The sequence below is a fragment of the [Pseudopropionibacterium] massiliense genome (assembly GCF_900607225.1).
Taxonomy (GTDB): Bacteria; Actinomycetota; Actinomycetes; order Propionibacteriales; family Propionibacteriaceae; genus Arachnia; species Arachnia massiliensis.
The window spans coordinates 3,268,081-3,292,920 of the sequence record NZ_LR027842.1 but is presented as its reverse complement, the minus strand read 5'-3'; the positions used below and the strand labels follow the sequence as shown (position 1 = coordinate 3,292,920).

Here is a 24,840-nt window from a genome sequence, read left to right as displayed (position 1 = left end):
ACGGGGCCTCAGGGGAAGTTCGGGTGGTGGCGGTGGTTTCGACACGGCTGCTCCTTCGTCGCGGCCCGGTTCAACCAGCTTGAGGGAGGGCTTGGCTCAACCGGCTTGGGGAGTGTCGGTTTCCGGGACCGTCGACAGCGCCCAGTGCGGGCCCTGGGCCCAGCCGGTGAACGGGGTCACGGGTTCGCCCCGGTGGCAGCGGGCGAGGTCGTCGAGAATCCGGGTGGCGGGCCAGGTGGTTGCTCCGGGGAGGCTCCGGAGGGCCTCGGCGGCGGTGTCGTCGCCACAGACGGACAGGAAGAACACCGCCTGTCGCCAGGCGTAGGCGGCGTTCTTGATGGTCGACAGCGGCCAGGGGCTGTTCCTTGCGCGCTCCAGCAGCTGGAACGACCTCCTCGCGGCGCGGTGCGCCAGCTCGGCCCAGCTCCGGCCGAGTTGCACGCCGAGCTTCACCAGAACCGCCAGGTTGTGGGTGGTGATGATCTGCTGGCGTTCGATGACCTGGCCGTTCGCCGCGATGTTCCAGCCCACGGGAACCTCCCCCGCGACCATGCGGTCGAACCCACCGACGCTCCCGTGCCCGTCCGGTTCCGGCAGGCTCAGCACGGCTGCGTAGTCGATGCCGTAGTAGCGCTCGTACAGCGACCCGCGCAGCAGCCCCGCCGCCACCTGCGCGGCCCGCTGGAACTTCGGCGCGAACCGGCCCATGAAGATGTCGGCGGCCAGCTCCTCGGTGAGCGGCAGCCGCACCTGCGCCATGTCGAGGAGGGTGCCGTACTCCCGGATGAACCCGTTCGGCAGGATCGTGCCCGGGAACGCGTCCAGCACCACCGACCCGAGCCGCCGCGCCAGCACCAGGGGATCGTCGAGAGGGCCACCGGCCGTGAGCACCTGGAGGGCCGCCACCCACGGCAGCTCCTTGAACCGCACCTGGGATTCCAGGTCGAGCAGCAGCAGACTCCGGCGCCGCCGGAACGCCCGATAGGTGGCGGCGAGCAGCGCGCCGACCAGCGGATCATCCGCCGACGAGGCCACCTGCCCGGCGGTGAGCTGCGGGATCAGCGACGCCAGCACCTCCGCCGACGGCACCACCCCGAGCGCGATCAACTCCTCCAGATCCGCCACGAGCCCCAGCCGCAGGGTGCGCAGCACCGACGCCGGCAGCGGGGTGCCGGCGGGCACCACGTCGGTGGCCTCGTCGTCGGAGATCGGCGCGGAGGCGGCGGGAAAATCGGTCAGGCCGACGTCCCCGCGCAGCTGCGCCACCCGGTCCGCGACGACCACCGCCACCTCGGCGTGCAGGGGCCGGGAGGCCGCAACCGACTGCCGGGCGCGCAGGTCGTCGGATCGTCGGCTGCCGGGCAGGCCGCGTTTCGCCTCGATCCGCGCCAGGACGTGCCTCACCCGCCCGGGCGGCCAGGCCCCCGGCCGCCCGTCGATCACCTGCCGCAGCGCGTCGATCAGGATCGGCAGGTTCTCGCCCGGCCGGCGGTACTTGCGGCAACGGGTGTGCTGCTGTGCCGCCCGGTCGTAGTCGGCGATCAGCGCACGGGCCTCGTCGATACGGCCCTCGTCGAAGGCGGGCGCCTCGACGATGCCCGCCCAGAACGCGACCACCCGGTCGGTCAGCGGCAACCAGACGGTCAGGGCCTCGCGCTCCGCCGCGACCCGCGGATTGACGCGGGCGCGTTCTAGGGATCCCGCGACCTGCCGGGCCGTCCACCGCGACACCTGGTCCGGGCGCAGGGGCGACGGCGTTCCCGGATACGGCGAGAACCGCAGCGACCCGGCCAGCGGCGAGACCTCGTCGAGCAGCGCCCGGGCGGAGTCATGGGCGCCGTGCCTCAGCAGGGCCGCGACGCTCAGGAGGACGGCGTGTTCCGGGAAACCGACGTTGTAGGCGCCGGTTTCCAGCAGGACCTCCAGCTCGGCCAGGCCCTCCGGGGTCAGCCACGATTCGAAGATCGCCCGGCGGGTGACCTTGATGCCCAGCTGTTGGGCGCGGAGCCTCTCGTCCTCGGCCGGCGGGATGGCGGCGGCTGCTTTGCCGGTGGCGAACCCGCCCCGCACCACCCTGGGGGTCACCCAGGTGGGAAACCCGACGAGCGGCATGCGGCTGCCGATCCTCAGGGTGCCGTCCATCACACCGGCGATCACCTGCTGCCATCGTTTCACCCGCTCCAGGGCGGCCTCCCGGACGGCCGGGTCGGGGTGGTCGGCGGCGGTGTGCATCGCCTGCAGGAGCTGGTGGTGGGCGTACTGACTCACGATGTCCCTCCGGGCGGCGACACGAACCTGGCCGGCGTGGCAGGTGCTGCCCCTGCGCCTTCCGGGTCCATAGCCCGGTGCTCTACTACTGAGCTACACGCCGTGGCAACGAGTGTAGAAGACCCGAGCGGCGGGCGTCGAGAGCGGTCCGGTTGCGTCGCTCACAAGGTCTGGGCGCGGTTGAACGCCATGCACGCATCGACCCAGAAACGCAGGCGGTCGTCGTCGGCGATCGCATCCGCCGACACCTGGATCCAGCCGGGACCCATCTCGCGCCCCGGGCCCATCTCGGCGGGCGAGGCGCCGGGTTCCCCGGCAAGCTTCGCATCCTCGGCGGGGTCGGCGTGGGCCAGCAGGTGCCCGCCCTTGAGGGCGCAGCACACCATCTTGTCGCGCACCATGAAGGCACGCGACCCGAACATCGGGACCACGCGGGTGGTGGGTTCGTCGTCCAGGATCCCGTGGAGCCGGGCGACGAGCTCGGTCTGCGCTGCTTTGGGGTCGGTCATGGTGCGCTCGGCGAGGCGAAGGAGAGCCTGTCGAAGACGAGAACACTGCCCGTGATCAGGCCGTCCTCGACGGTGAAGCATTCCGCGGCGGGGGCGATGTCGGTGATGGCCGTCTGTGGGTAGTAGAACAGGGCGACGCGGTTTCCGTCGGAGAAACTGGCGATGTCGACCAGGCCGGTGAGGTTCGGGGCGAATCCCGCGATGAACTCGCGGTACTGGGCCTTGCCCGTGAGATCGACGCCGGGAGCCCGGCACGTGATGTCGTCCGCGACCAGTTTCATTGCGGATTCGATGTCCCCGCTGGTCCAAGCGCGGTGATAGCGGTTGACGATGTCGAGTGGTTCGGTCATGGATGATGCTCCTCGATCGGGTGGATGATCACCGGGGCTCCAGAAATCGGGACCCGGTGGCGTGCCCCGGGATGTCTGGTGCAGGCGGGGCAGGAAATGGTTCCAGCCCTTGGTGTGACCGGGAACCTCGCTGTCGGGCAGGTCCGAGTGGGTGATTTCCACGCGGGTTCCGCCGTTGATCTCGATCAGCCGGAATTCGACGGTGGAGGCTCCCGGCGGTAGCACGTCGCTCCCTGCGAAACCCCAGGAGACGATCACTCGCGAATACGGTTCGACGTGCAGGTACTGACCACGAACCGGATGACCAGCGATACTTACCGAGAATTCCCCGCCGGGGTGCGGTTCCAGATGGGCGTACTGGCCCATCCAGGAGGTCAGGCCTGCTTCCGTGGTGAGGAAGCCGAAAACGATGTGCGGGGGAGCGTCGATGTCCACCGAGTCGGTGAATTCAGCCATGGTGGGCCTCTTCCGCAGCTGCTTTCAGGGCCGCCAGCTTGGTGGGCCAGAAACCATCGAGATATGAACGCACCGCCGCCAGGCCGTCAGTGTTCAGGACGTAGAGATGCCGGGTCGCGTTCCGAGTGCTGGTTGCCAGGCCGGCGCGACGCAACACCCCCAAGTGGTGGGAGGCCGCCTGTTGGGACAGTCCGACCTTCTCCGCAACCGATCCGACCTGAAGGGGTTCCGAGCGGATGGCACGCAGGATGGCGCGACGATTCCCGTCGGCGAGAGCTCTCAAGGCGAGATCGATGGTCGCGGGTTCGGCGGTCATGGAGACCACCATACACAAGCAAATTTTTGTACTCAAGAGGACTTGTGGAGCTTGTCTGTCGCCAGACCGTCCACGGGTGCGGGAAACTTTTTCCATGGGTTGGATGGTGTTCGCGGTGGCGATGGTCGTGTTCCTGGGGTCGGTGGTGCTGCTCCTCAGGCGGATCCTCGCCTCGCACGACGAGATCTACGACGGCCTGACGCCCGGTGTCCTGCCGTCGCGGGAGGAACGGAAGACGACCCCCACCAGGCGGCTCCGGTCCACCGAGTACAAGGGTCCCTTCCCCGTCGCCTTCACCCCGCCGCGCGACGTCACCCCGGGGCTGATCGGGATGGTCATCGACGGGGTGGTGGATCCCCGCGACCTCACCGCGACCATCGTCGATCTCGCAGCCCGCGGGTTCCTGCGCATCGAGGTGCTCGACGACGGCAAGGGCGGGCGACGCGGGAAGGACTGGCTGCTGCACCCCGTCGACGGGCCCCGCTCCAACCTGATGCGCTACGAGAGGACGTTCCTGCAGGGGGTCTTCCCGCGGGGGCGGGCGACGCGGATGTCGGAGCTGGTGCGCAGGCACAAGAAGGTGTTCCGGCAGCTCACCGCCGACATCTACGAGGAGGCCAGCCGCCGCGGCTGGTACCGGCAGAACCCGAACCCGGGCGGCCGGCGTCACAGGTTCTGGCGCGTGGCGGCCGGGGCGGTGGCGGGTTTCGCCGCGCTGGTGATGGCCGGAGGGGACACCGCGGGCCTGCTGGCCGCCGCCCTGTTCGTCGCGACGGGAGTCGCCGCCGCCTTCGGGCCGAGACGTCGCGTGCCCCGCACCGGCGCGGGCACGGCCACGCGCATCCAGGCCCTCGGGTTCAGGCAGTACCTCGCGACCGCCGAGGCCGGGCAGATCCGCTTCGAGGAGGCGGCGAACACCTTCAGTCGCTACCTGCCCTACGCGATGGTCTTCGGGGTCGCCGACCACTGGGTCAAGGTTTTCCGCGAACTCGCCATCGAACGAAACGTCGAATGGGACTTCGACTGGATCGACGTCGGCGCCGACGTGGCGGGGGAGCTGGTGTTCCAGTTGCTCGCCTCGGATCTCCTCGACGGCGCCGACGGCCTGTTCGACGGCATCGGCGGCCTGTTCGAGGGCTTCGATCTGGGGGATTTCCTGGACGGAATCGACTTCGACATCGACTTCTGAGGACACTCCGCCCGCGACTTCCCGGTTGTGCGGTACTCAATGCGGTTTGCGGCGTCCGAAAGAGGTTTTTCGTGTTGGGATGGAGGCGCTGACCTGCAAGGGCGAATGTACCGACACCGCATCACCCGGCGAGCCCACAACCTACATCTCGGCCCATCAGTACCGACAGCCCAGACGAGTCACGCCCCGGCACCAAAACCGCCCTGTCAACTCACAGGGGAGCGTTTTGATTCTCTTCACTTCGACACCAGAGTGGAACGAAACGCAATCAGCTATTATTAGCTGTAGACATTTCGTGCCGCCCGAGTTGAGGTGAGGCCATGACACCGATCACCCCGTCAACCGCTGACCGTGCCGGACTGTCCCGCTCCGGCCTCTACCGGGCAGCCTGCGCTGGCGGCCTGACCCGGGTCGCACGCGGCATCTACCTCCCCGCGGACGCGCCGGCCATGGACTGGGGCCTGGTCGAAGCCGCGACCCGGCGATCCGACGCAACGATCTGCCTCACTTCTGCGCTCGCCCACCATGACCTGACCGACGCCATTCCTGACACTCTCGATGTCGCGATCCCCCGTGGCGGGCGCTCCCCCGCAACCGAGCACGCGATCACCTGGCACCAGTTCGATGCCGCCACCTTCGACCTCGGTCGCGACGAGATCCCCATCGAAGGTACGGACCTATCGATCGGGATCTACTCCCCCGAACGCTGCATCGCGGACGCGTTCCGCCTGCGCGGCCAGCTCGGCTACGAGAGCGCACGAGACGCCCTCAAGGAATGGCTGCGCCGCGGCGGGAAACCCAACACCCTGATGCGGATCGCCCTGCAGCTCCCCCGAGCCAGGACTCCGCTCCTTCACGCCCTGGAGACGCTGTCATGACGCGCGGCGAAGAAGTCTTCACCATCCTCCAGTCCAAGGCCCGATCCACTGCGAGCAGAACCGGAGGGCCGGCACCCACCCAGGAATACCTGGTTCGACACCTACTCGAGTCCTTCCTGGACCGCCTCGTCCGCAGCGAGCACGGGGATGACTTCGTGCTCAAGGGCGGAATCCTGCTCGCCGCGTACGGCGTTCGTCGTCCCACCAAGGACGTCGATGCGAACGCGATCAACGCCGATGTCACTCCCGAACACCTCACAGTCGTCGTGACCGAACTCGCCGAGGCGTTATCCGACGACGGGGTCACCTTCGACATCAGCAGCATCAGCGTCCAGGAGATTCGGGAACATGCCGACTACCCCGGCTACCGGGTACGTGTGAAAGCATCCATCGGACCGTGGAGGGGCACCTCGGCATGGGACGTCTCCACAGGAGATCCCATCATTCCAGCACCTTGCCTCGTCTCGATCGAACGAGTACTCGGTGAGCCATTGCAGCTACTGGGATATGCGGCCGAGACAGCCATCGCCGAGAAGGCTGTCACCATCCTGGAGCGCGGCATCACCAGCACCAGATGGCGCGACTACGTCGACATCGTCCAACTCTGCGGTCAAGGCTTCGACCCTCACGAGCTGCGACGATCCGCCGAAGCCGTCGCCCGCTACCGTGGCGTGACCCTCGAACCTGTCGGCCCTCATTTGAAGGGCCATGGCGCCACCGAACAGGCCAAGTGGGCCGCTTGGCGGCGCAAAGAGCATCTCGAAGAGGTCTGCGAAGCCCAGCTCGCCGACCAGGTCACCTTCGTCGCCCGCTTCATTGATTCCGTTTTCGCATCCACACCCCAGTGATTAATTGCGCAAGGCCAAGGCCACATGTCTTTTCGCGTCTGCACTACCGCGGTCGGCGCCAAGCTAGCTGAGGCAACCTCACTGACCAGCTTCGGACTCGTGGCGCCGTGTGACCTGCTCATCTCGACGAGTGCTGCAGAACCGGGGTTTCCTGCGGATCACTCAGCGGCGACGATCCGCCGCGCCACCCTCACTGCCTTGCTGCCGCCCTTCCGCGCGGCCAGCGCCGCGATGTTGGGCAGGTCCGGCTTCCCGGGCACCTCCGGCAGGAGATGGAGCACCGATTCCAGCACGGTCGCGACCCCGGTGGGGAGCTTCTCCGCCCCGGCCAGCTCCTCCGAGATACTCGTCAGCAGCGGCCACGCCAGGGCCAGGCCGCCGGCCTCCGCGATGCTCGCGAGCATCGCCGCCACCTTCACGGGGGCGATGTCCTCCCGCCACTCCCTGCGCCACGAACTTTCCCAGGCCGCGACGAGCACCTCCGGGCCCAACCGGGACTCGTCCCACGCCGCCAGCAGCGCCCCCGCGATCTCGTCGCGACCCTGCGGAGAGGCCCCGCTCGCGAAGACGAAGGCGAGGAGAGCCATGGGCGGGTCCACGTGGAGCACGGATGCGACCGCCTCGGTGATCTCCCAACCGGAACTGCTGCCGAAGGGCAGGTTCACCTGGGCGGCAGTGGTTGCCCACATGGGGTGTGCCGGAAGCAGGGTGCTGCCGATGCTGTGTTCCCCGCTGCGCCCCGGTGCCCGGTGTGTCTCGTCCCACGGTCCCGCGACCCCGAGAATCCTCGCGACCACGGGTTCGTCGCCTTCCATGCGCACCCTGTGGCAGGGCTGGTCGCGCTGCTCGTTTCCGGGGTCGCTGGTGGGGGGAACGAAACTCATCCGGCCCGGTTCGGCGGGGGTTTCCAGCCAGAGATCGACGACCTCCTGCACGGTTCGTCCCCCGGCGACGCGTCCCGGCAGGTCGCAGGGCGCGGCACTGGCGCGGTCGATCCGTCCCAGGGCGACGAACAGGTCGATGGGCAGCACCTCCGCGCCTTTCTCGGCACAGCGGCGCAGCCGGTCCCGGAACCTCTCCCAGGCAACCCGATTGTTCTTGTGGGTGGGAGCGGACAACAGGCACGGTATCCGCCCGATGGCGTCCAGGACATCGTTGCAGCGTCGAATCGCGACCCGCGTGAGTGCCGCACCCCGGGGTGACCTGCCTCGTTCCTTCATGCCGGTCACCCGCTGCATCCAGCGCTGCACCAGCTGCTTCCACACCCCGTGTGCGTTCGCGTCGTGGGTCAGTTTGTCGCGCAGTACCTTGACGACGGCGTCGCGGCCCTCGGCCCACCCCAACGCGACCAGCGCCGCCAGGCCGCGTTCGTAGGCCTCGACGGGTGCCCAGTTCCCCGGGGCATCGCTGTCCAGCCTGTGGATCAGCTCGTCGAACTCCACCTCGTCCAGCACCCGGTCCAGGTCGTCGAGGGGCTCGGGCGGGATGCCGAGCGGGTCGCGCCACAGCCTCAGCGACTCCGCGGGCCCGGCGGTCGCGCCCCAGCCGTCGAGGAGCTCCCGGGCCAGTCCGGCGGTGGTGGAGTCGGGGTCGGTGGTGATCGCGGTGAGCGTCTCCACCAGGTCCTGCGACGGGTAGTCCACCGTGCGCAGCGCCTTGAGGACGGCGCGTTTGACGCCCTTCTCCTTGCGGGCCAGCACGTCCAGGGCCAGCGTGGTCAGTTGGTCGTCGCCCAGGCCGAGGGGCAGCAGCTGTTCGACCGCGAACTTCACGACGACGGGATCGGCGTTCGGCAGGGCCGCCAGGAATCGGTCGCTGTGTTTTGCCAGCAGGGGGGTCAGGCCCAGGCCAGTGATCTGGATCAGGGCGAACCGCTGCGAGGGGCGGTTGTCGCCGCGTTCGAACACCTGGAGGAGCGCCAGCAGCAGGGCCTCGTCGTCGGTGGGTTCGGTCACCCGCAGATCCGCGACGGCCTCCCGGATCCGAGCCTGGACCTGGGGGCGCTGATCGGCGATGAGGTACTGGCCGAAGGCGTTCGGGGCGGCGCAGGCGGCGACGAGGTGCTCTTCCCAGCGGCGTCCCGGTCTGGGGGAGGAGCCGTTTCCCTTCGCCCAGCCCGTCAGGAAACCGGGATCGTCGGGAATCGGCAGGTCGAGGGCGAGAACGAGTTCGTCGATCAGCTCGGTGTAGGTCCCGTCGGTGCTGCGGCGTTTCAGTAGGCGCGTGATGAGATCGCCGGCCCAGTCCGGACCGTTGCTGACCAACCAGGGGAGCAGCCGGTCGCGGGTGATGGGCAACCGCATCAGTTGCCAGACATCCCAGGGGAAGAAGACGGTGGCGCACTGCGCGGGGGTGGCGCCGACCGCCGCCGCCAGCAGGATCAGACGCTGGCCGCCCGCACGAACCTCCTCCATGCGTCGCCGCAGGGCGGGAAGGGCCCTGCCGAGGGCCTTCCGGATCGCCGAGCGGTCGGCCTCGGTGAGATCGTCGAGGACGGTGACGAGGTCCTTGAACGACTCCGGCTCGGTGAGCAGAGCGGCCAGGGCGTCGGCATTCCAGGTCATGGAATGAACCTATCGGCGGTGGGTGACTGAACTGCCATGGGTTGTGTGGACGGTGGACGAGGTGTGGCACGCCACCAGGTCTTCTGCCGCATGAGCCGGCATGCTGCCTCCGGAGTGGTCCTTGCCGCCATTGCGTTCCACACGGCTATTCGTTTATTCGTTGTTCTCGGCACTTGGCATTTGGTACTGGCGGATACCTCAATCAACGGGATGGGGGTCCGGGAGTTGGATGATGGCCCAGCCGTCCTCGAACTCGATGCCGATGGTGCCGTCGGGTAGGGCTGCTGCTTTCCAGAGTGAGAGCATGTGGCTGCCGAGGTCCAGATCCTGAAGTTGGCCGGCCTGCTCGTCCCAGATGCGCAGGTGGTTGTGGTTGTCGCCCGTGACCAGACGGGGCTGCTCGTCGGCAGTTGGTAGGACGTCGAGTGACAGGAACGCAGTGAATTCGCTCGGGTTGGTCACGTACTCGTACAGAGCGGCGGCATGGAGGCGTTCACCGGTTGCGGGGTCCCAGATGGTGAGGAAGTGATCATCGGTGACGGCGGCGATCCTGGCCGCGCCTTCGTGGGTGGTGAAGGCGGCCGTCTCTTTGATCTGGTCGGGATGGATGCTCAAAGACGCATAGGCTTGGCGACTCTCGGTGGCCTCGATGGTCTCGTCACACGGGAAGGAGGCATTGCGGGGCACCTCGGTGAGTGGGTGCGGCTTGTCCTGGGTGAGGTGAAAGACGGGATCCCAAATCCGTACCGTGTCGTCATTGTTGGCTGTTGCCATCAGACAGTGGTTCTCTGGCCCGGCGAAGAAAACGATGCCATTTCCGCCATGGATATTTCCAAACATTGGCCGGCTCAAGGACTCCTGCGTTGTCGGATCCCAGAACTGGATCATGTCGTCTTCGCCGATGGAGACCAGCAGGGTTTTCTCGTCTTGTTTGAAGGGTGTGAGTGCACGGGCCGGAAGAAGGCCATGACCTTGGATGGCTGCCCCGGTGTGATGCCCGGATACAGGGTCGAGGATGTGCAATGTCCCATGAATTCCTGTTGCCGCCAGCAGGGGATCATTGTCATTCCATGCGGTGCCTTGGTGTCAAGTGGTGGAAGCAACGAGTTTGGCGTTCGTGTGCTTCGCGTGGAGTTGGGCCATTCCTGGGGCTGTTCTGGGACATCCACCCAAGCTCTTCAGCGATGGCACCCTGTTGCCACGACCCTATGACACCGCCTACATGTTTCATGAAAAGCGACGAGAACAGGTCTAATTGAGGCTTATTCATAGCCATCCTCAAGCGCGCTCTGGCTAGGGGTTTCGCTAGTCGATGCACCGCCCGTGAATAAGCTTCATTGAATGCGTGAGCAGTGCCATGGGGTCATGGCAGCAGCGCCTGCTGTGGAGGATCACGGGGGTGAACCGTGGGGGTGTTGCGTGGTCGCACCGACCGGTGAATCCTCAGGACCTCTGAAGCTCGACGATTCGCCTCGCGACCGTCACCGCCTTGCTGTTGCCCTTCCGGGCGGCCAGTGCGGCGACGTTCGGCAGGTCGACGGCGATTCCCGCGGCCCGCACCTCCGGGAGGTGGTGCAGCACCGCCTCCAGCAGGCCGAGCGCAGAGGCGGGGACCTGTTTCAATCCCGCCAGTTCCTCGCACACCTCCACCAGCAGCGGCCACACGAGGGCGAGGCCGCCCGTGCCCGCGATGTGGTCGAGGGTCTTCACCAGCCGGTGGGGCGGGGTTTTCATGCGGGTCCGCCACGGGTTCCGCCAGGCCGCGACGAGGTCGCCGGGCAGCAGACGGCCGTCGTTCCAGGCGTCGATCAGGAGAACGGCGGCCTCGTCCCAGGCGTCGGGAGGCAGCTGTGCGCACGCCCCGATGACCGCCAGCGACGGCACCGGCCCGAACGACCGGGCCGTTCCGGCGAACCTCTGCAACACCCGCAGGGCCTGCCATCCCCGGTTTCCCTCGGCGCCGGTCAACACCTGCAGGGCCTGCAAGGCCGGGACGGCCGGGAACGTGGGGAACAGCTGGAGGGCGAACGGGCGCTCCGAGCTGGTCCAGTGGGTGGCCGGTTCCGCGGGCTGGTCGGCCGGCGGCAGCCCCAGCAGCTCGAAGGCGAGCGGTTCCCCGCCGACGACCCGGGCATCGAGGAACGAGGACCCGTCCTCGGCCGGGGCGAGTCCGGCGGGCGGTGCCGGGTGGTCGCGCCATGCTGCGAGCACCTCGGACAGTGAAACCCCGGCCTCCCCGACGGGCTGCTCGAGGTCCGTGAGGTCCTCGGGGATGGGGCCGTCGAGCCGGGTCAGGGCGGCCGCGACATCCACGGCGCCCAGCTCCAGGCCCGCGTCGCGGTACCGGCGGGCGCGGTCGGTGAAAACCTCCCAGGAGATGCGCAACGCGCTGTGGCTCGGGGTCGCGAGCAGGCACGGCAGGTCGCCGAGACGCTCCAGCGCCGCCGTGACCCGGGCGGTCGCCAGCCTCGACAGCCGGGACTCATGCGCCAGCCGCCACGACTTGTTCACTGGGCGTCCCAGGAACCGGGCCAGCGCCTCCTGCAACAGCGTGCTGGGTTCAAACCTGCCCAGGTTCTCGAAGGCCGCCGTCACGACCTCGCGACCCCTGGCGTGTGCCGTCGCGACGAAACACGCCAGGGCGTGCTCGTCCCCGGTGGCGTCGTCCTGGTAGGGCTTCAAGGCCTTGGTCAGCACGTCGGTGAGGGTGAGGTCGTCGAGCACCAGCGCCGGATCGGTGAACTCGGGGAGCGGGCCGGGGTCCGGGCCGGAGGGGTTACACCACAGACCGGAGACCTCGGCCTCGGGCCTCGACTCGCCCCAGCCGTCGAGCAGCGAATGGGCCAGCCCGGCCGCGACGGAATCCTGCCCGGATGCGATGAACCGAACCGTCTCCAGCAGCTCCGGTGTCGGTGATCCCACCCGCGACAACGCCCGCAGCACGTCGCGGCGGGGTTGTTTCTCCTGCCGGGGCAGCACCGCGACGGCGATGTCCGCCAGTTCGCCGGGCGTGGTTCCGGGTCGGATCAGCGCATCCAGGACGCGGGCCAGGACGTTGGGCTGGACGGAGGGGAGGGCGGCGATCAGGCGGGCGCGTTCCTCCCAGAGCTGCGGGGCCAGACCCAGCCCGATGAGCCAGTCCAGGGCACCGCGCTGCGCGTTGCGGTTGTCGCCGCGCTCAAGGATCTGGATCAGCGCCCTGCTCACGGTCGCGTCGTCGAATTCGCCGAGGTCGCGGAGCTGCGCGACACGGGTGCGGACGTCGCCGGCCCTGGTCTCGTCCGCCCAGAAATTGGTCTGGAACCGGAACGCGTTCTGGGCGGTGCAGGCGATCAGGAACTGTTCCGTCCACCGCACCCCGGGGCGGGGCAGGAAGCAGTGCCTCAGCCAGTCCTCCAGGTAGCCGGCGTCGGCGGGTAGGGGCAGCTCGTGGGTGGTGACGAGCGGGTCGACCAGCGCAGCGGCGAACCGGGCGATGGACCGCCGTTTCATCACGGCGGCGACGAGCCGGCCGGTCCAGTCGCGGCCGCGCGCCAGGAACCGGGTCAGGACGTAGTCGCGGGCCGCCGCGTCGCGGGCCAGCAGGGGCATCGACCACGGGGTGAACGTCGCGAGGGTCTGCTTGACGGAGCAGTCGAGGGTGGTCGCGAGCAGCGAGAGTCGTTCACACGCGTTCGGGCCGCGCAGCCTCTGGCGCAGTTCGGGCAGGGCCTTCCCGAAAGCCCGGCGCGTGGAGGTGCGGTCGGTCTCGGGTAGGGCGGTGAGCCGCGCGAGGAGGTCGGCGATCGAGTCCGGCTCCATGATCAGCCCTGTGAACTTGTCAGCATCCCAGGTCATGGGGTGAACCTATCGGTGGCGAGTGACAAAGCGACCACCCTCACGCCCGGGCGCGCACCCGGCGCCTTCAGGGTGAGGTCCTCACGCCAGCCCCGCCCGCACTGATCCTGCACGGCGCGCGGGATGAGTCCGCGCCGATTCAGCTCTCACAAATACTCCGAGACGCACACCCGGCCCTCGTCGGGTTGGAGACGTTCGCCGTTGGGCACACGCTCTCGTGGAAAACTGACCTTGGTGGCTGGCGGGCCACGATCACATCCTGGCTCGGAGCGCGCGTCTCGGGTTGGCGGCCCGAGGAGAGACTCCGCTCGACACTTACTTCATCCGGTCATGCCCGGACAAACCCAACTCAAGCCGTACCTCCGCCGGTATCATCGGGGGTGATCATCGGGGGTGTTGGCCTTGTTTGGGCCATTGAGCGAGGGAGGACCAACGTGGCTGAGTCGTGGCTGTCCGCAGACGACATCGTCGCCCACCTCGGGATCACAAATGGCGCCGTCTACACCTGGACCGCCAAGAGGGCCACGCCCGCCCACAAGGTCGGGCGCCTCTGGAAGTTCCAAGCCAGCGAGATTGACGATTGGGTGCGCCGAGACGACGCTTCGGCCTCGATGCGCGACGAGGTTGTCGAGTAGTCGCATGCGGATCATCAACAACGTCAGCGACCTCCTGGGCGACGACCTCAAGAACGAGATCGCGCCAGGCTCGAAGGTCCGTATCGCCGCATCGACATTCTCAATCTTCGCGTTCGAGGCGCTCCGCAAGGAGCTGGAGAAGGTCTCCGAGCTGGAGTTCATCTTCACCTCACCGTCGTTTGTGACTGAGAAGGTCTCAGATAAGCTCCGCAAAGAGCGCCGCGAGTTCTTCATCTACGGCGGTCAGGCTGAGTCAAGCCTTGCCGGTTCCGAGTTCGAGATCAGGCTGCGCAACAAGCTCACCCAGCGCGCGATCGCCCGGGAGTGCGCGGACTGGGTTCGCAGGAAGGTCACCTTCCGCTCGAATGCTACGGGTAACCCGATGCAGCAGTTCGCGGTGATAGACGACAGGGCCGCCTACACTCAACTCCAGGGATTCACCACCGCCGATCTCGGCTACGAGCGGGGCAACGCCGTCTCCAGTTTCGTGAACCGACTCGACGAAGCTCCGATGACCGAGCAGTACCTGCATCTGTTCGACCAGATCTGGAACAACCCTCAGCAGGTCAGCGACGTCACGCAGGCCGTCCATGACCATATCGCCAGTGTGTACACCGAGAATTCCCCGGCACGCATCTACTTCCTGATCCTCTACAACCTGTTTGCAGAGTTCCTCGACTACATCAACGAGGACGTCTTACCGAACGACCGCACGGGCTACCCGGAGACGAAAGTCTGGCAGAACCTGTACAACTTCCAGCGCGACGCAGCGACGGGCATCATCAACAAGTTGGAGACCTACAACGGCTGCATCCTCGCCGACTCCGTTGGTCTGGGAAAGACGTTCACTGCGCTCGCGGTCATAAAGTACTACGAGTTGCGTAACAAGTCAGTACTGGTGCTGTGCCCGAAGAAACTCGCCGAGAACTGGACGAACTACAACGCCAACCTCACGACCAACATCTTCGCCTCCGACCGCTTCAACTACGACGTGCTCGCCCACACTGATCTGGCGCGCACCAAGGGTGAGTCGCTCGGCCTGCGGCTGGATCGGATCAGCTGGGGCAACTACGACCTCGTCGTGATCGACGAGTCCCACAACTTCCGCAACGCCGACTACGCCGAGGAGAAGGAGTCGCGCTACCAGCGCCTCATGCGCCAGGTCATCCGCGAGGGAGTCAAGACCAAGGTGCTGATGCTCTCAGCCACCCCGGTGAAAAACCGTTTCAACGACCTCAAGAACCAGCTCCAACTCGCCTACGAGGGCGAGTCAGAGAATCTCGCCCAACACCTGAGTTTGTCCACCACGGTCGAGAAGGTGTTCTCTGACGCCCAGCGCGTGTTCAATGAGTGGTCCAAACTCGACACCGAGCATCGCACCACCGACCGCATCCTCCAGATGCTCGACTTCAACTTCTTCGAGCTGCTCGACTCCGTCACCATCGCCCGATCACGCAAGCACATCCAAGCCTTCTACGACACCACCGAGATCGGCGCCTTTCCGGAGCGACGCCCACCCCTGTCCATTCGCGAGCCGCTCACGGACCTGCCGGAGGTCCCCGGTTTCAATGACATCTTCGAGCAGCTTCAGGCACTGACCCAGGCCGTCTACACCCCGCTCGCGTACGTGTTCCCGAGTCGTCGCTCCAAGTACGAAGACCGCTACAATGTCACCGCAGGGAGCGCCCGCTCCAACCTCGGACAGGCAGGTCGTGAACAGGGCTTGAAGAAGCTCATGACCGTCAATCTGCTCAAACGCCTGGAGAGCTCAGTTGATGCCTTCCGACTTACCCTGGCGAAGATCGAGGACTCCGTCACTCACACGCTGGGTCGGATCAGCAACCATGCCGACGACCTCGCAGACCTGGGCCCGGAGCCCGCCGGGCTCGACTTCGATGTCGACGACGAGGACGACGCGAACATCGAGGCGCTGTCCTTTGGTGAGAAGATCAAGATCGACCTCGATGACCTCGACATCGAGTCCTGGCAGCGCGACCTGCGCCACGACCGCGAGATCCTCAAGGATCTCCTCGGCGAGATGCGCAAGATCACGTCCGAGCATGACCTCAAGCTGGCCAGACTCAAGCAGCTGATTGCGGACAAAGCCCGGCACCCGATCAACAAGGGCAACCGCAAGGTGCTGGTGTTCTCCGCGTTCGCTGACACCGCCGACTACCTCTACCGAGAACTCGCCCCCACACTCGCCAAGGTCGGCCTTGACATAGCTGTCATCACGGGAGGCAGCCATGGTGCGAAGACGACCCTGGGAGTAGGCTTCGATTTCCAACAGGTCTTGTCACTGTTCTCACCTCACTCGAAACAGCGCCACCTCACGATGCCCCGAGAAACGCGCGAACTGGACGTGCTCATCGGAACCGACGTGATCAGCGAGGGCCAGAACCTCCAAGACTGCGACTACCTGATCAACTACGACATCCACTGGAACCCCGTGCGCATCATCCAGCGTTTCGGACGCATCGACCGCATCGGCTCCACCAACAGCCAGATTCAGCTCGTGAACTTCTGGCCCGACATCTCCCTCGACGAGTACATCAACCTCAAGGAACGCGTCGAGAACCGCATGGTCATCGCCGACCTCGCCAGCACTGCCGATGACAACGTCCTCACCCTCGAAGACTCCGACGCCGCCTTCCGCAAGGAACAGCTACGCAAACTCCAAGACGAGGTCATCGAACTCGAAGATGTCCGAACCGGCGTCTCGATCACAGACCTTGGGCTCAACGATTTCCGCATGGACCTACTTGGCTACATCAAGGACAGCGGAGACCTGAGCACGGCCCCGCGGGGGCTGCATGCTGTGATCCCGTCCGACCCCAGCAAGGGGCTACGCCCTGGCGTGATCTTCGCTCTCCGGAGCGTCGCCGCCGACGAGCACATCAACCGAGGCAACCGGCTCCACCCGCACTACCTGGTCTATCTCGACAATCAGGGCGAGGTCATCGTGAACCACACCGAAGCCAAACACCTCCTCGACCTGCTCCGCGCCGGCTGTCGCCCCCACGAAGAGCCCATCACTGATGTCGTCGCCGCGTTCAACGCCGCGACCAGTGAGGGAGCGCAGATGAGCAAGTACTCCGCCCTGCTCACCGACGCGATCCACTCCATGATCGATGTCACCGAAGAACGCGACATCGACAGCCTCTTCACCGGAGGCAGCATCACCGCCCTGACCCAGACCATCGCTGGCCTGGACGATTTCGAGCTGACCGCGTTCGTCGCCGTCGTGGACCCCGCCGAAGGCGGTGCCGATGACTGACATCCTCTACCGCTGGCCCGAAGCAGCCAAGTTCGGCAGACGAGTGCCCAAAGAGAAATTCTACGAGCACGGCGCCGTCAACGCTACAGTTCGTGAGAAGTTCGTCTCTGAACTTGCACGCATCACTTGGTCCTACAAGCTCGCCGAGTCCACCATCAACCTTCCCGAGACCTCAGCCGTGCCCGAGGTGCAGGTCTTAACGCTGGACGCAAAGACCGATGACGTCGGCGAGGCCGTCCTCAACACCATCGACAGAGCCATCCCGTTCCCGATCATCTTCGAGATCACTCGCAGCACTGCCGAGCAGCCCGAGGTGCGGACCGTGGCCGCACACAAGCAGCTCGGAGCCGGGGCTCCCAAGCTCAGCGCCTACTACTCAACCGGCTGGCAGCCGGGAGACGCGCAACGCCAGCCCCTGCCCACGGCGATCAATCTGCCCGCGCTCTACGCCGCGCTGCTGCAACCGCTGACGCCGATCACCGCCCGGCCAGGCGAAGAAATGTCAGACGTCGCCGACAGGCTGGCCACGGTGCGCAAGCTCGAACGAGAGATCGCAGCCTTGGAGCACAAGCTCCGAACAGAGCCACAGTTCAACCGCAAGGTCGAGCTACGCCGTACGCTCAAGACGAAACAACACGAACTGGAACAGCAGAGATAGCCCGTGGAGAGACTACGCATGACATCACCCGACCTCACGCAGGCCAATATCGACAAGATCGCCGAGCTGTTCCCCAACGTCATGACCGAGAGCCTAGACGCCGACGGTAACCCCAAGAGAGCAGTCGATTTCGACCTGCTGCGCCAAGAACTTTCTGATCACATCGTCGAGGGGCCGCAGGAGCGGTACCGCCTCGATTGGCCCGGCAAGCGCGCGGCAGCCTTTGCGGCGAACGCGCCGATCGCCAAGACCCTCAGGCCCGTTCGCGAGGAGTCGGTGAACTTCGACACTACCAAGAACCTCTTCGTTGAGGGCGACAACCTGGACGCGCTCAAGTTGCTGCAGGAGTCATACCTCGGCAAGGTGAAACTGATCTACATCGACCCGCCCTACAACACCGGCAATGATTTTGTCTACGAGGATGACTTCGCAGAAACCAGCGCCGACTACCTCGCCAGGTCCGGCCAGAGATCAGAAACAGGAGACCGCCTCGTCGCGAATACCGAGGCAAACGGTCGCTTTCACTCAGACTGGCTCAGCATGATGTACCCGCGATTGAAGCTGGCAAGAAAATTGCTCGACGAATCAGGCATCATAGCAATCTCAATAGATGACAACGAGGTGTCCAACCTCCGCCTTGTCTGTGACGAGGTGTTTGGCAGGCAGAACTTCGTCGCACAGTTCGTATGGACGACTAAGAACGCCGCCCGCGGAGTTCCTCCGAAGACGCTTCTAATGTCGAATCATGAGTACATCGTCGTATACGCACGGACCGTCGACAGTGTGCGGTTCCAGGGGCTAGATCGTAACGAAGCCGATTTCTCCAATCCGGACGGCGACCCCCGGGGTCTCTGGCGTTCAGAAAGCATGAAAGCAACTGGGGCACAAGACAACTTCTTCACGATCAGTGACCCCAGGACAGGGAATGAGTTCCATGCGAACTGGGCGTTTTCTCGCAGTCGAGTTGCCGAGATGGTTGCTGATGGCTTGGTTCTCTTTCCGGACTCTCCGGATGGGACACCTCGACAGAAGAAGTTCATCGACTCCTATGTCAACGACCGTAAGGCGTTCGTTACCAGCTTGGGTTGGTACTCGACTGAAAATGCAACGAAGTCATTGATGGCCCTCTTTGGGGGCGAGAAGGTATTCGACTTTCCCAAGCCGCTGGAGTTGTTGACATTCTTGATTCGCCAGGCGACTTCCGTTCATAACGAAGATCTGGTCATGGATTTGTTTGCTGGGTCCGGGTCGTCTGCGGCTGCGACGATGAAACTGAATGCAGAGGACGGCGGTAATCGCCGGTTCGTAATGGTCCAACTGCCTGAGCCGATTCCCGAGCGAGGGGCCGCTGGTCGCATCGGTCTCAGGAACATTGCAGACCTTTCCCGAGAACGAATCCGGCGTACGGCCCTCGGAATTGACGACAGAGCTGGTCTTGTCAGTGCCGGGTTTGATCTTGGTTTCCGCTCCCTACGCGTCGATAGCAGCAGCAGGGCAGATGTGCGGAAAAGTGCGGATGACACAGAACAGCTTGGTCTCGACGATCTGGCGCCGAGTATCAAGCCGGACCGTTCCGGTGAGGATCTATTGTTCCAAGTGCTCCTTGACTGGGGACTTGAGCTGTCGCTACCAATGACGCGCGAGCACATAGATGGCCGAGAGATACTTTCTGTTGATGCCGATGCGCTGGTCGCGTGTTTCGCGGAGTCTGTGACTCCCGAGGTCGTGCGGGGGATCGCAGAGCGCGGGCCACTACGCGCGGTATTCCGTGACGATGCCTTCGCTTCCGACGCCGCACGGATCAACGCGGAGCAGGTGTTCCGCGAGGTATCGCCCGCGACTGAGGTACGGACTATCTGAGGAACGACATGACCTTGACGAGCGACGAACTCACCGGACTCCTCGACCGGCTGTTGGCTGGTTGGGAGAACGAGGTTGTCGAGTTCAAGGAGGCTACACGTCAGTTCTCGGCTGACAAGACCGGTGAGTACGTCTCGGCGCTGAGCAACGAGGCCAACCTGCGCGGCCTCGCGTCGGGGTGGCTCGTGTTCGGCATCTCGAACGCTCGCGAGGTCGTCGGCACGTCGCATCTCCTCGACGTGCAGCAGCGTCAGGCGTTGAAGCATCACATCCATCAGTCGATCGACCAGGGGCTGACAGTCCGCGAGGTCTACGAAGTCATGCACTCCGGCAGGCGCGTGGTGCTGCTGGAGGTGCCGGCGGCACCCCGCGGTATCCCGATCTCATGGAAGGGTGACTACCGTGCCCGTGCGGGTGAAAGCCTGGTGCCGCTGTCACTGGACAAACTGGATGAGATTCGCCGGCAGACCATTGGCGCGGACTGGTCCGCGGTTGTCGTTCCTGAGGCCACGCTCGCTCATCTCGATCCTGCGGCGATCACCCGCGCACGTCAGGGGTTCACCGAGCGGTACACGTCTCGTATCCCTGCTGCCGACATCGACGCATGGGACGACGCGACCTTTCTGGCCAAGGCCCGGTTGACCCGCGACGGCCAGATCACCCGGGCCGCGCTTCTCCTGCTCGGGGCCGATACCTCAACGCATCTACTGACGCCCCACCCCGCGCAGATGACGTGGAAGCTGGTTGGCGAACAGCGAGCACACGAGCACTTCCGGCTGCCGTTCTTGCTGAACACCACGGCGCTGGCGAAGCGTATCCGTAACGTGCAGCTCCGGCTCCTGCCCCCTGACGAACTGATCTATCGAGAGATCAGCAAGTACGACGAACGGAGCCTGCTCGAAGCGCTCTACAACTGCATCGCGCACCAGGACTACACGCGGAACTCTCGCATCGTCGTCACCGAGCACGCCGACCGCATCGTCTTCGAGAGTGTGGGCGAGTTCTTCGACGGTGCGCCCGACGACTATGCGCTTGACGAACGCACCCCGCGTCAGTACCGCAGCCCGTTCCTGGTGGAGGCAATGACGGAACTGAACCTCATTGACCAGATGGGCTACGGAATCCATCGGATGGTGCAGGATCAGGTGCGTCGTTTCCTGCCGCTGCCGGACTACGATCTCAGCACCACCGGCGAGGTGAAGCTCACGATCCCGGGCGCTGTGATCGACGAGTCCTACTCTCAGTTGCTCATGGTCCGCACCGATCTCCCGCTTGAAGACGTGCTTGCGCTGGATCGGGTCCAGAAGAGGCTCGACATCAGTGAGAAGGCCGCCCGCCACCTGCGCAGAGCCGGGTTGATCGAGGGCCGCAAACTCCATCGCCGGATCACTCCTCGCGTCGCTGCCGCGACCGGAGCGATGGCTGACTACATCCGTACCCGACCCCAGGCGGATGCGCACTACGCGGCGCTTCTGACTGACTTCCTCCGAGTTCAGGGCCACGCAAACCGCAGCGACGTGGAGGCGCTGCTCCGGCCCGCGCTCAGCGAAGCGCTCACCGAGCAGCAGAAGGCGACCAAGATCACGAACCTCCTGACGAAGCTGCGGCGCCACGGTGTCATCGTCAACCGCGGCACCCGCACGAAACCACGCTGGGAGCTTTCTTACGCAGGCGACGAAAGTGTGCAGTCCGAGCCCCCGCGCAAGAAGGATGACGACGCCAGCGGTACCGCCAGAGGCCCGGGATCAGCGTGAGCACACGCATCCCGGCCGCCTACACCCTTCTAGCAGCGACGACGAACAGCGCCGGTTGCAGAAAGAAAGACACTCGATGAAGCTCCAGTTCAAGGTCCAGCAGTACCAGACTGATGCCGTCGATGCTGTCGTCGAGACCTTCGCCGGGCAGCCGAAGTATGACGGCATCTCCTACCGGATCGACCCCGGCAAGGTTGGCTCCGTGACCGCCCCGGCGCTGTTCGAGGTGGTGGAACGCCCGGACGCCGGTCTGCGCAACGCCGAGATCGTCCTGTCGAGCGCACAACTGCTGGAGAACGTGCACGCGGTGCAGCGCTCGCGGAACCTCCCGCTGTCGGCGAAACTCGCCTCCAGCGCCGCCGCGCCGGGCGCCCCGAACCTTGACGTGGAGATGGAGACAGGTACCGGCAAGACCTACGTCTACATCAAGACGATCATGGAGCTGCACAAGCGGTACGGCTGGTCGAAGTACATCGTCGTGGTGCCGTCGGTCGCCATCCGCGAGGGAGTGAAGAAGTCATTCGACGTGACCGCCGAGCACTTCCAACAGCTCTACGGCACCAAGCCGCGCTCGTTCATATACAACTCGTCCCAGCTGCACGAGCTGGAGCGGTTCAGCTCCGATTCCGGGGTGCAGGTGATGATCATCAACATCCAGGCGTTCAACGCCACCGGCAAGGACAACCGGCGCATCTACGACGAACTCGATGACTTCCAGTCCCGCCGCCCGATCGATGTCATCAGCGCCAACCGCCCGATCGTGATCATCGACGAGCCGCAGAAGATCGGCGCACCCAAGTCGCTGGAAGCGCTGTCACGGTTCAACGCCTTGATGCTGCTCCGGTACTCCGCCACACACAAGGTCGAGCACACGAAGGTGCACCGACTCGACGCGCTGGACGCCTACAACCAGAAGCTCGTGAAGAAGATCGCCGTGCGGGGCATCACCGTGAAAGGACTCGCCGGATCAACCGCCTACCTGTACCTGGACACCATCGAGATCGCGAAGGGCGCCAAACCGCGCGCGAGGATCGAGATCGAGGTGCAGACGGCAACGGGCATCCGGCGGCAGGTCAAGCGTCTCGACGTGGGCACGAACCTTCACGATCTCTCGAACGGGATCGAGGCCTACAGGGGATTGTTCATCACCGAGATCGACGCGAACCGCGACGTGATCGAACTAAGCAACGGCGATGTGGTCGCGGCAGGGCAACTGGCCGACCGGGACGTCACCGAGGAGACCAAACGGCGCATCCAGATTCGTGAGGTCGTTCGCGCCCACCTGAACAAGGAACGGGCGCTGTTCAGCCAGGGCGTCAAGGTGCTCTCGCTGTTCTTCATCGACGAGGTTGCCAAGTACCGCGACTACAGCCGTGAGGACACTCTTGGCGACTATGCGCGGATGTTCGAGGAGGAGTACGCCGCGATCCGTGAGGAGGTGCTCGGCGAACTCGCCATCGATGCGGCGACCGAGGAGTACCAGACCTACTTGCGCCGCGACGACGTACGGCAGGTGCACGAGGGCTACTTCTCCATCGACAAGAAAACCAAGCACCAGATCGACGGCAAGGTCTCCCGACGCGGCGACGACAAGGGCCAGTCCGCTGACGCGGATGCCTACGATCTGATCCTGAAAAACAAGGAACGGCTACTCTCGTTCGCTGAACCAGTGCGGTTCATCTTCTCCCATTCGGCGCTACGCGAGGGATGAGACAACCCCAACGTGTTCGTCATGGGGATGCTCAAGAAGAGCGACAACACCGTCTCCCGCCGCCAAGAGATCGGACGGGGCCTGCGGCTGTCCGTCGACCAGCACGGAGAGCGGATGGACAACCCCGTAACCGTTCATGACATCAATGAGCTGACCGTCGTGACCGACGAGTCCTACACGGACTTCGTGACCGGCCTCCAGTGCGAGATCTCCGAGTCGTTGGCCGCGCGGCCCCGCAAGGCCAGCGTCACGTTCTTCGTCGGCAAAACAATCCAGACGCCCTCGGGCGAGTCGGTCATCGGGAAAGCCGTTGCCCAGGCGCTCTACAAATATCTGGTCGAGAACAACTACGTGAACGAGGACGACACGATCGCTGATGCGTACGAGCAGGCCAAGGAGGAAGGGACGCTCGCCGCGCCGACCTCTGAGGTGCTCAAGCCAGTCATCGACTTCGTGTGGCCCCTGATCGACATCCTCTACCTCGATCTGCCGGTGCCCACCGATGACCGCAAGCCGAAGAAGATTCCGCTGAACGAAGCCAACTTCGCGCGCAAGGAGTTCCAGGAACTGTGGGGTCGGATCAACCATCGGGCCGTCTACCAGGTCGAGTTCGACTCCGCCGAGCTGATCCGTAAGGCGATCGCGCACCTTGACGCGCACCTCAACGTCGCCGCACTGCAATACGTCGTGCAGGCTGGCCAGCAGCGGGAGCAGCTGGAGGCTGACGACCTGACCAGCGGCTCCGGCTTCGCGGTGCAAACCACGCAGACGCACACCGAGACCGTGAGCGTCGGCTCGCAGGTGAAGTACGACCTTCTCGGCGAGATCACCGAGAAGACCCAGCTCACTCGCCGCACAGTCGCCACGATCCTCGGCGGCATCACACCAGGGACCTTTGCGAAGTTCCGCCTCAACCCGGAGCAGTTCATCACCGAAGCGGCGCGGCTCATCAACGAGCAGAAGGCCACCGTCATCGTCGAGCACCTCACCTACGACGCGCTCGAAGACCGATTCGATTCCGCGATCTTCACCGAGAACCAGACTGCCCAGGATTTCTCAAAGGCCGGGTCGAAGCTCAAGAAGCACATCTACGACTACGTGGTCACCGACTCCAAGATCGAGCGCGAGTTCGTTACTGAGCTCGATACCAGCCACGAGGTCGCTGTCTACGCGAAACTCCCACGAGGGTTCTTCATCCCGACGCCAGTCGGTGACTACAACCCTGACTGGGCTATCGCGTTCACCGAGGGCAGCGTCAAGCACGTCTACTTTGTCGCCGAGACCAAGGGCTCGTTGTCCACACTCCAGATCAAGGGCGTCGAAGATGCCAAGATTGAGTGTGCTCGCAAGTTCTTCGCGTCACTCAGCGAGAAGAACGGCAACGATGTCACGTACGACGTCGTGACTGATTACACCGAGTTGATGCAGCTCGTCACCTCGTAGGAGGTCTGGAGTGCTACACGTTTCGTGGACAGTGACGAGAAACAGGTCTACTTGAATGCGTGGGCGGTGCCATGGGGTCATGGCAGCAGCGTCTGCTGTGGAGGATCGCAGGGGTGAACCGTGGGGGTGTTGCGTGGTCGCACCGACCGGTGAATCCTCAGGACCTCTGAAGCTCGACGATTCGCCTCGCGACCGTCACCGCCTTGCTGTTGCCCTTCCGGGCGGCCAGTGCGGCGACGTTCGGCAGGTCGACGGCGATTCCCGCGGCCCGCACCTCCGGGAGGTAA

General features: G+C 65.0%; 17 protein-coding genes and 1 tRNA gene. 10 read left to right on the top strand and 8 right to left on the bottom strand.

Annotation, left to right across the window (positions count from 1 at the left end; all coding sequences use genetic code 11):
* Positions 1-96 precede the first annotated feature (96 nt).
* The 5 genes from E0E39_RS14660 to E0E39_RS14640 all read right to left on the bottom strand — a co-directional run bounded on the left by E0E39_RS14660 (position 97) and on the right by E0E39_RS14640 (position 3,899).
* On the bottom strand, positions 97-2,268 hold the full coding sequence (locus E0E39_RS14660; RefSeq protein WP_130875419.1) for a transcriptional regulator: 2,172 nt from the start codon (positions 2,266-2,268) through the stop codon (positions 97-99).
* A 28-nt stretch (positions 2,269-2,296) separates the two neighbouring features.
* Positions 2,297-2,371 (bottom strand) — tRNA-His (locus E0E39_RS14655).
* A 58-nt stretch (positions 2,372-2,429) separates the two neighbouring features.
* A complete protein-coding gene (locus E0E39_RS14650) occupies positions 2,430-2,777 on the bottom strand; it encodes a TfoX/Sxy family protein (RefSeq protein ID WP_130875418.1) in 348 nt (115 codons plus the stop codon).
* Complete coding sequence (locus tag E0E39_RS16495) at positions 2,774-3,583, bottom strand: SRPBCC domain-containing protein (protein ID WP_130875417.1); 810 nt, start codon at positions 3,581-3,583, stop codon at positions 2,774-2,776. The genes E0E39_RS14650 and E0E39_RS16495 overlap by 4 nt, the downstream gene beginning before the upstream one ends.
* Positions 3,576-3,899, bottom strand: a complete 324-nt coding sequence (locus tag E0E39_RS14640) for an ArsR/SmtB family transcription factor (RefSeq protein WP_130875416.1) — start codon at positions 3,897-3,899, stop codon at positions 3,576-3,578. The genes E0E39_RS16495 and E0E39_RS14640 overlap by 8 nt, the downstream gene beginning before the upstream one ends.
* 94 nt (positions 3,900-3,993) lie before the next feature.
* Between E0E39_RS14640 and E0E39_RS14635 the strand changes: the two genes are divergently transcribed.
* The 3 genes from E0E39_RS14635 to E0E39_RS14625 all read left to right on the top strand — a co-directional run bounded on the left by E0E39_RS14635 (position 3,994) and on the right by E0E39_RS14625 (position 6,814).
* Positions 3,994-5,088: a DUF2207 domain-containing protein gene (locus E0E39_RS14635; protein WP_245988362.1), complete on the top strand. Its 1,095-nt coding sequence runs from the start codon at positions 3,994-3,996 to the stop codon at positions 5,086-5,088.
* Positions 5,089-5,408: 320 nt separating this feature from the next.
* Positions 5,409-5,966: a type IV toxin-antitoxin system AbiEi family antitoxin domain-containing protein gene (locus E0E39_RS14630; protein WP_130875414.1), complete on the top strand. Its 558-nt coding sequence runs from the start codon at positions 5,409-5,411 to the stop codon at positions 5,964-5,966.
* Complete coding sequence (locus tag E0E39_RS14625) at positions 5,963-6,814, top strand: nucleotidyl transferase AbiEii/AbiGii toxin family protein (RefSeq protein WP_130875413.1); 852 nt, start codon at positions 5,963-5,965, stop codon at positions 6,812-6,814. Before E0E39_RS14630 ends, E0E39_RS14625 begins: the two co-directional genes overlap by 4 nt.
* A 158-nt stretch (positions 6,815-6,972) precedes the next feature.
* On the opposite strand, the gene E0E39_RS14620 is transcribed toward E0E39_RS14625, so the two are convergent.
* From E0E39_RS14620 to E0E39_RS14610, 3 genes are all read right to left on the bottom strand, one after another.
* Positions 6,973-9,378, bottom strand: coding sequence for a hypothetical protein (locus E0E39_RS14620; RefSeq protein WP_130875412.1), 2,406 nt, complete (start codon positions 9,376-9,378; stop codon positions 6,973-6,975).
* Positions 9,379-9,576: 198 nt separating this feature from the next.
* The gene (locus E0E39_RS14615) at positions 9,577-10,401 is read right to left on the bottom strand and encodes a WD40 repeat domain-containing protein (RefSeq protein ID WP_130875411.1); all 825 of its coding nucleotides are present in this window, start codon (positions 10,399-10,401) and stop codon (positions 9,577-9,579) included.
* Between the two features lie 420 nt (positions 10,402-10,821).
* On the bottom strand, positions 10,822-13,215 hold the full coding sequence (locus E0E39_RS14610) for a hypothetical protein (RefSeq protein WP_130875410.1): 2,394 nt from the start codon (positions 13,213-13,215) through the stop codon (positions 10,822-10,824).
* A 434-nt stretch (positions 13,216-13,649) separates the two neighbouring features.
* Here E0E39_RS14610 and E0E39_RS14605 point away from each other — a divergent pair, with 434 nt between their 5' ends.
* The 7 genes from E0E39_RS14605 (at position 13,650) to E0E39_RS16485 (ending at position 24,553) form a co-directional block, all read left to right on the top strand.
* A complete protein-coding gene (locus tag E0E39_RS14605) occupies positions 13,650-13,850 on the top strand; it encodes a helix-turn-helix domain-containing protein (protein WP_130875409.1) in 201 nt (66 codons plus the stop codon).
* A gap of 4 nt (positions 13,851-13,854) precedes the next feature.
* Positions 13,855-17,127: a helicase-related protein gene (locus E0E39_RS14600; protein ID WP_130875408.1), complete on the top strand. Its 3,273-nt coding sequence runs from the start codon at positions 13,855-13,857 to the stop codon at positions 17,125-17,127.
* Positions 17,120-17,785, top strand: coding sequence for a DUF4391 domain-containing protein (locus E0E39_RS14595; RefSeq protein ID WP_130875407.1), 666 nt, complete (start codon positions 17,120-17,122; stop codon positions 17,783-17,785). Before E0E39_RS14600 ends, E0E39_RS14595 begins: the two co-directional genes overlap by 8 nt.
* Positions 17,786-17,803: 18 nt before the next feature.
* Positions 17,804-19,645, top strand: coding sequence for a site-specific DNA-methyltransferase (locus E0E39_RS14590; RefSeq protein ID WP_245988360.1), 1,842 nt, complete (start codon positions 17,804-17,806; stop codon positions 19,643-19,645).
* A gap of 8 nt (positions 19,646-19,653) precedes the next feature.
* On the top strand, positions 19,654-21,399 hold the full coding sequence (locus tag E0E39_RS14585) for an RNA-binding domain-containing protein (protein WP_130875405.1): 1,746 nt from the start codon (positions 19,654-19,656) through the stop codon (positions 21,397-21,399).
* A gap of 76 nt (positions 21,400-21,475) precedes the next feature.
* The gene (locus tag E0E39_RS16490; RefSeq protein ID WP_245988359.1) at positions 21,476-23,110 is read left to right on the top strand and encodes a DEAD/DEAH box helicase family protein; all 1,635 of its coding nucleotides are present in this window, start codon (positions 21,476-21,478) and stop codon (positions 23,108-23,110) included.
* Positions 23,111-23,131: 21 nt separating this feature from the next.
* Positions 23,132-24,553, top strand: a complete 1,422-nt coding sequence (locus E0E39_RS16485) for a restriction endonuclease (RefSeq protein WP_245988357.1) — start codon at positions 23,132-23,134, stop codon at positions 24,551-24,553.
* Positions 24,554-24,840: the final 287 nt, after the last annotated feature.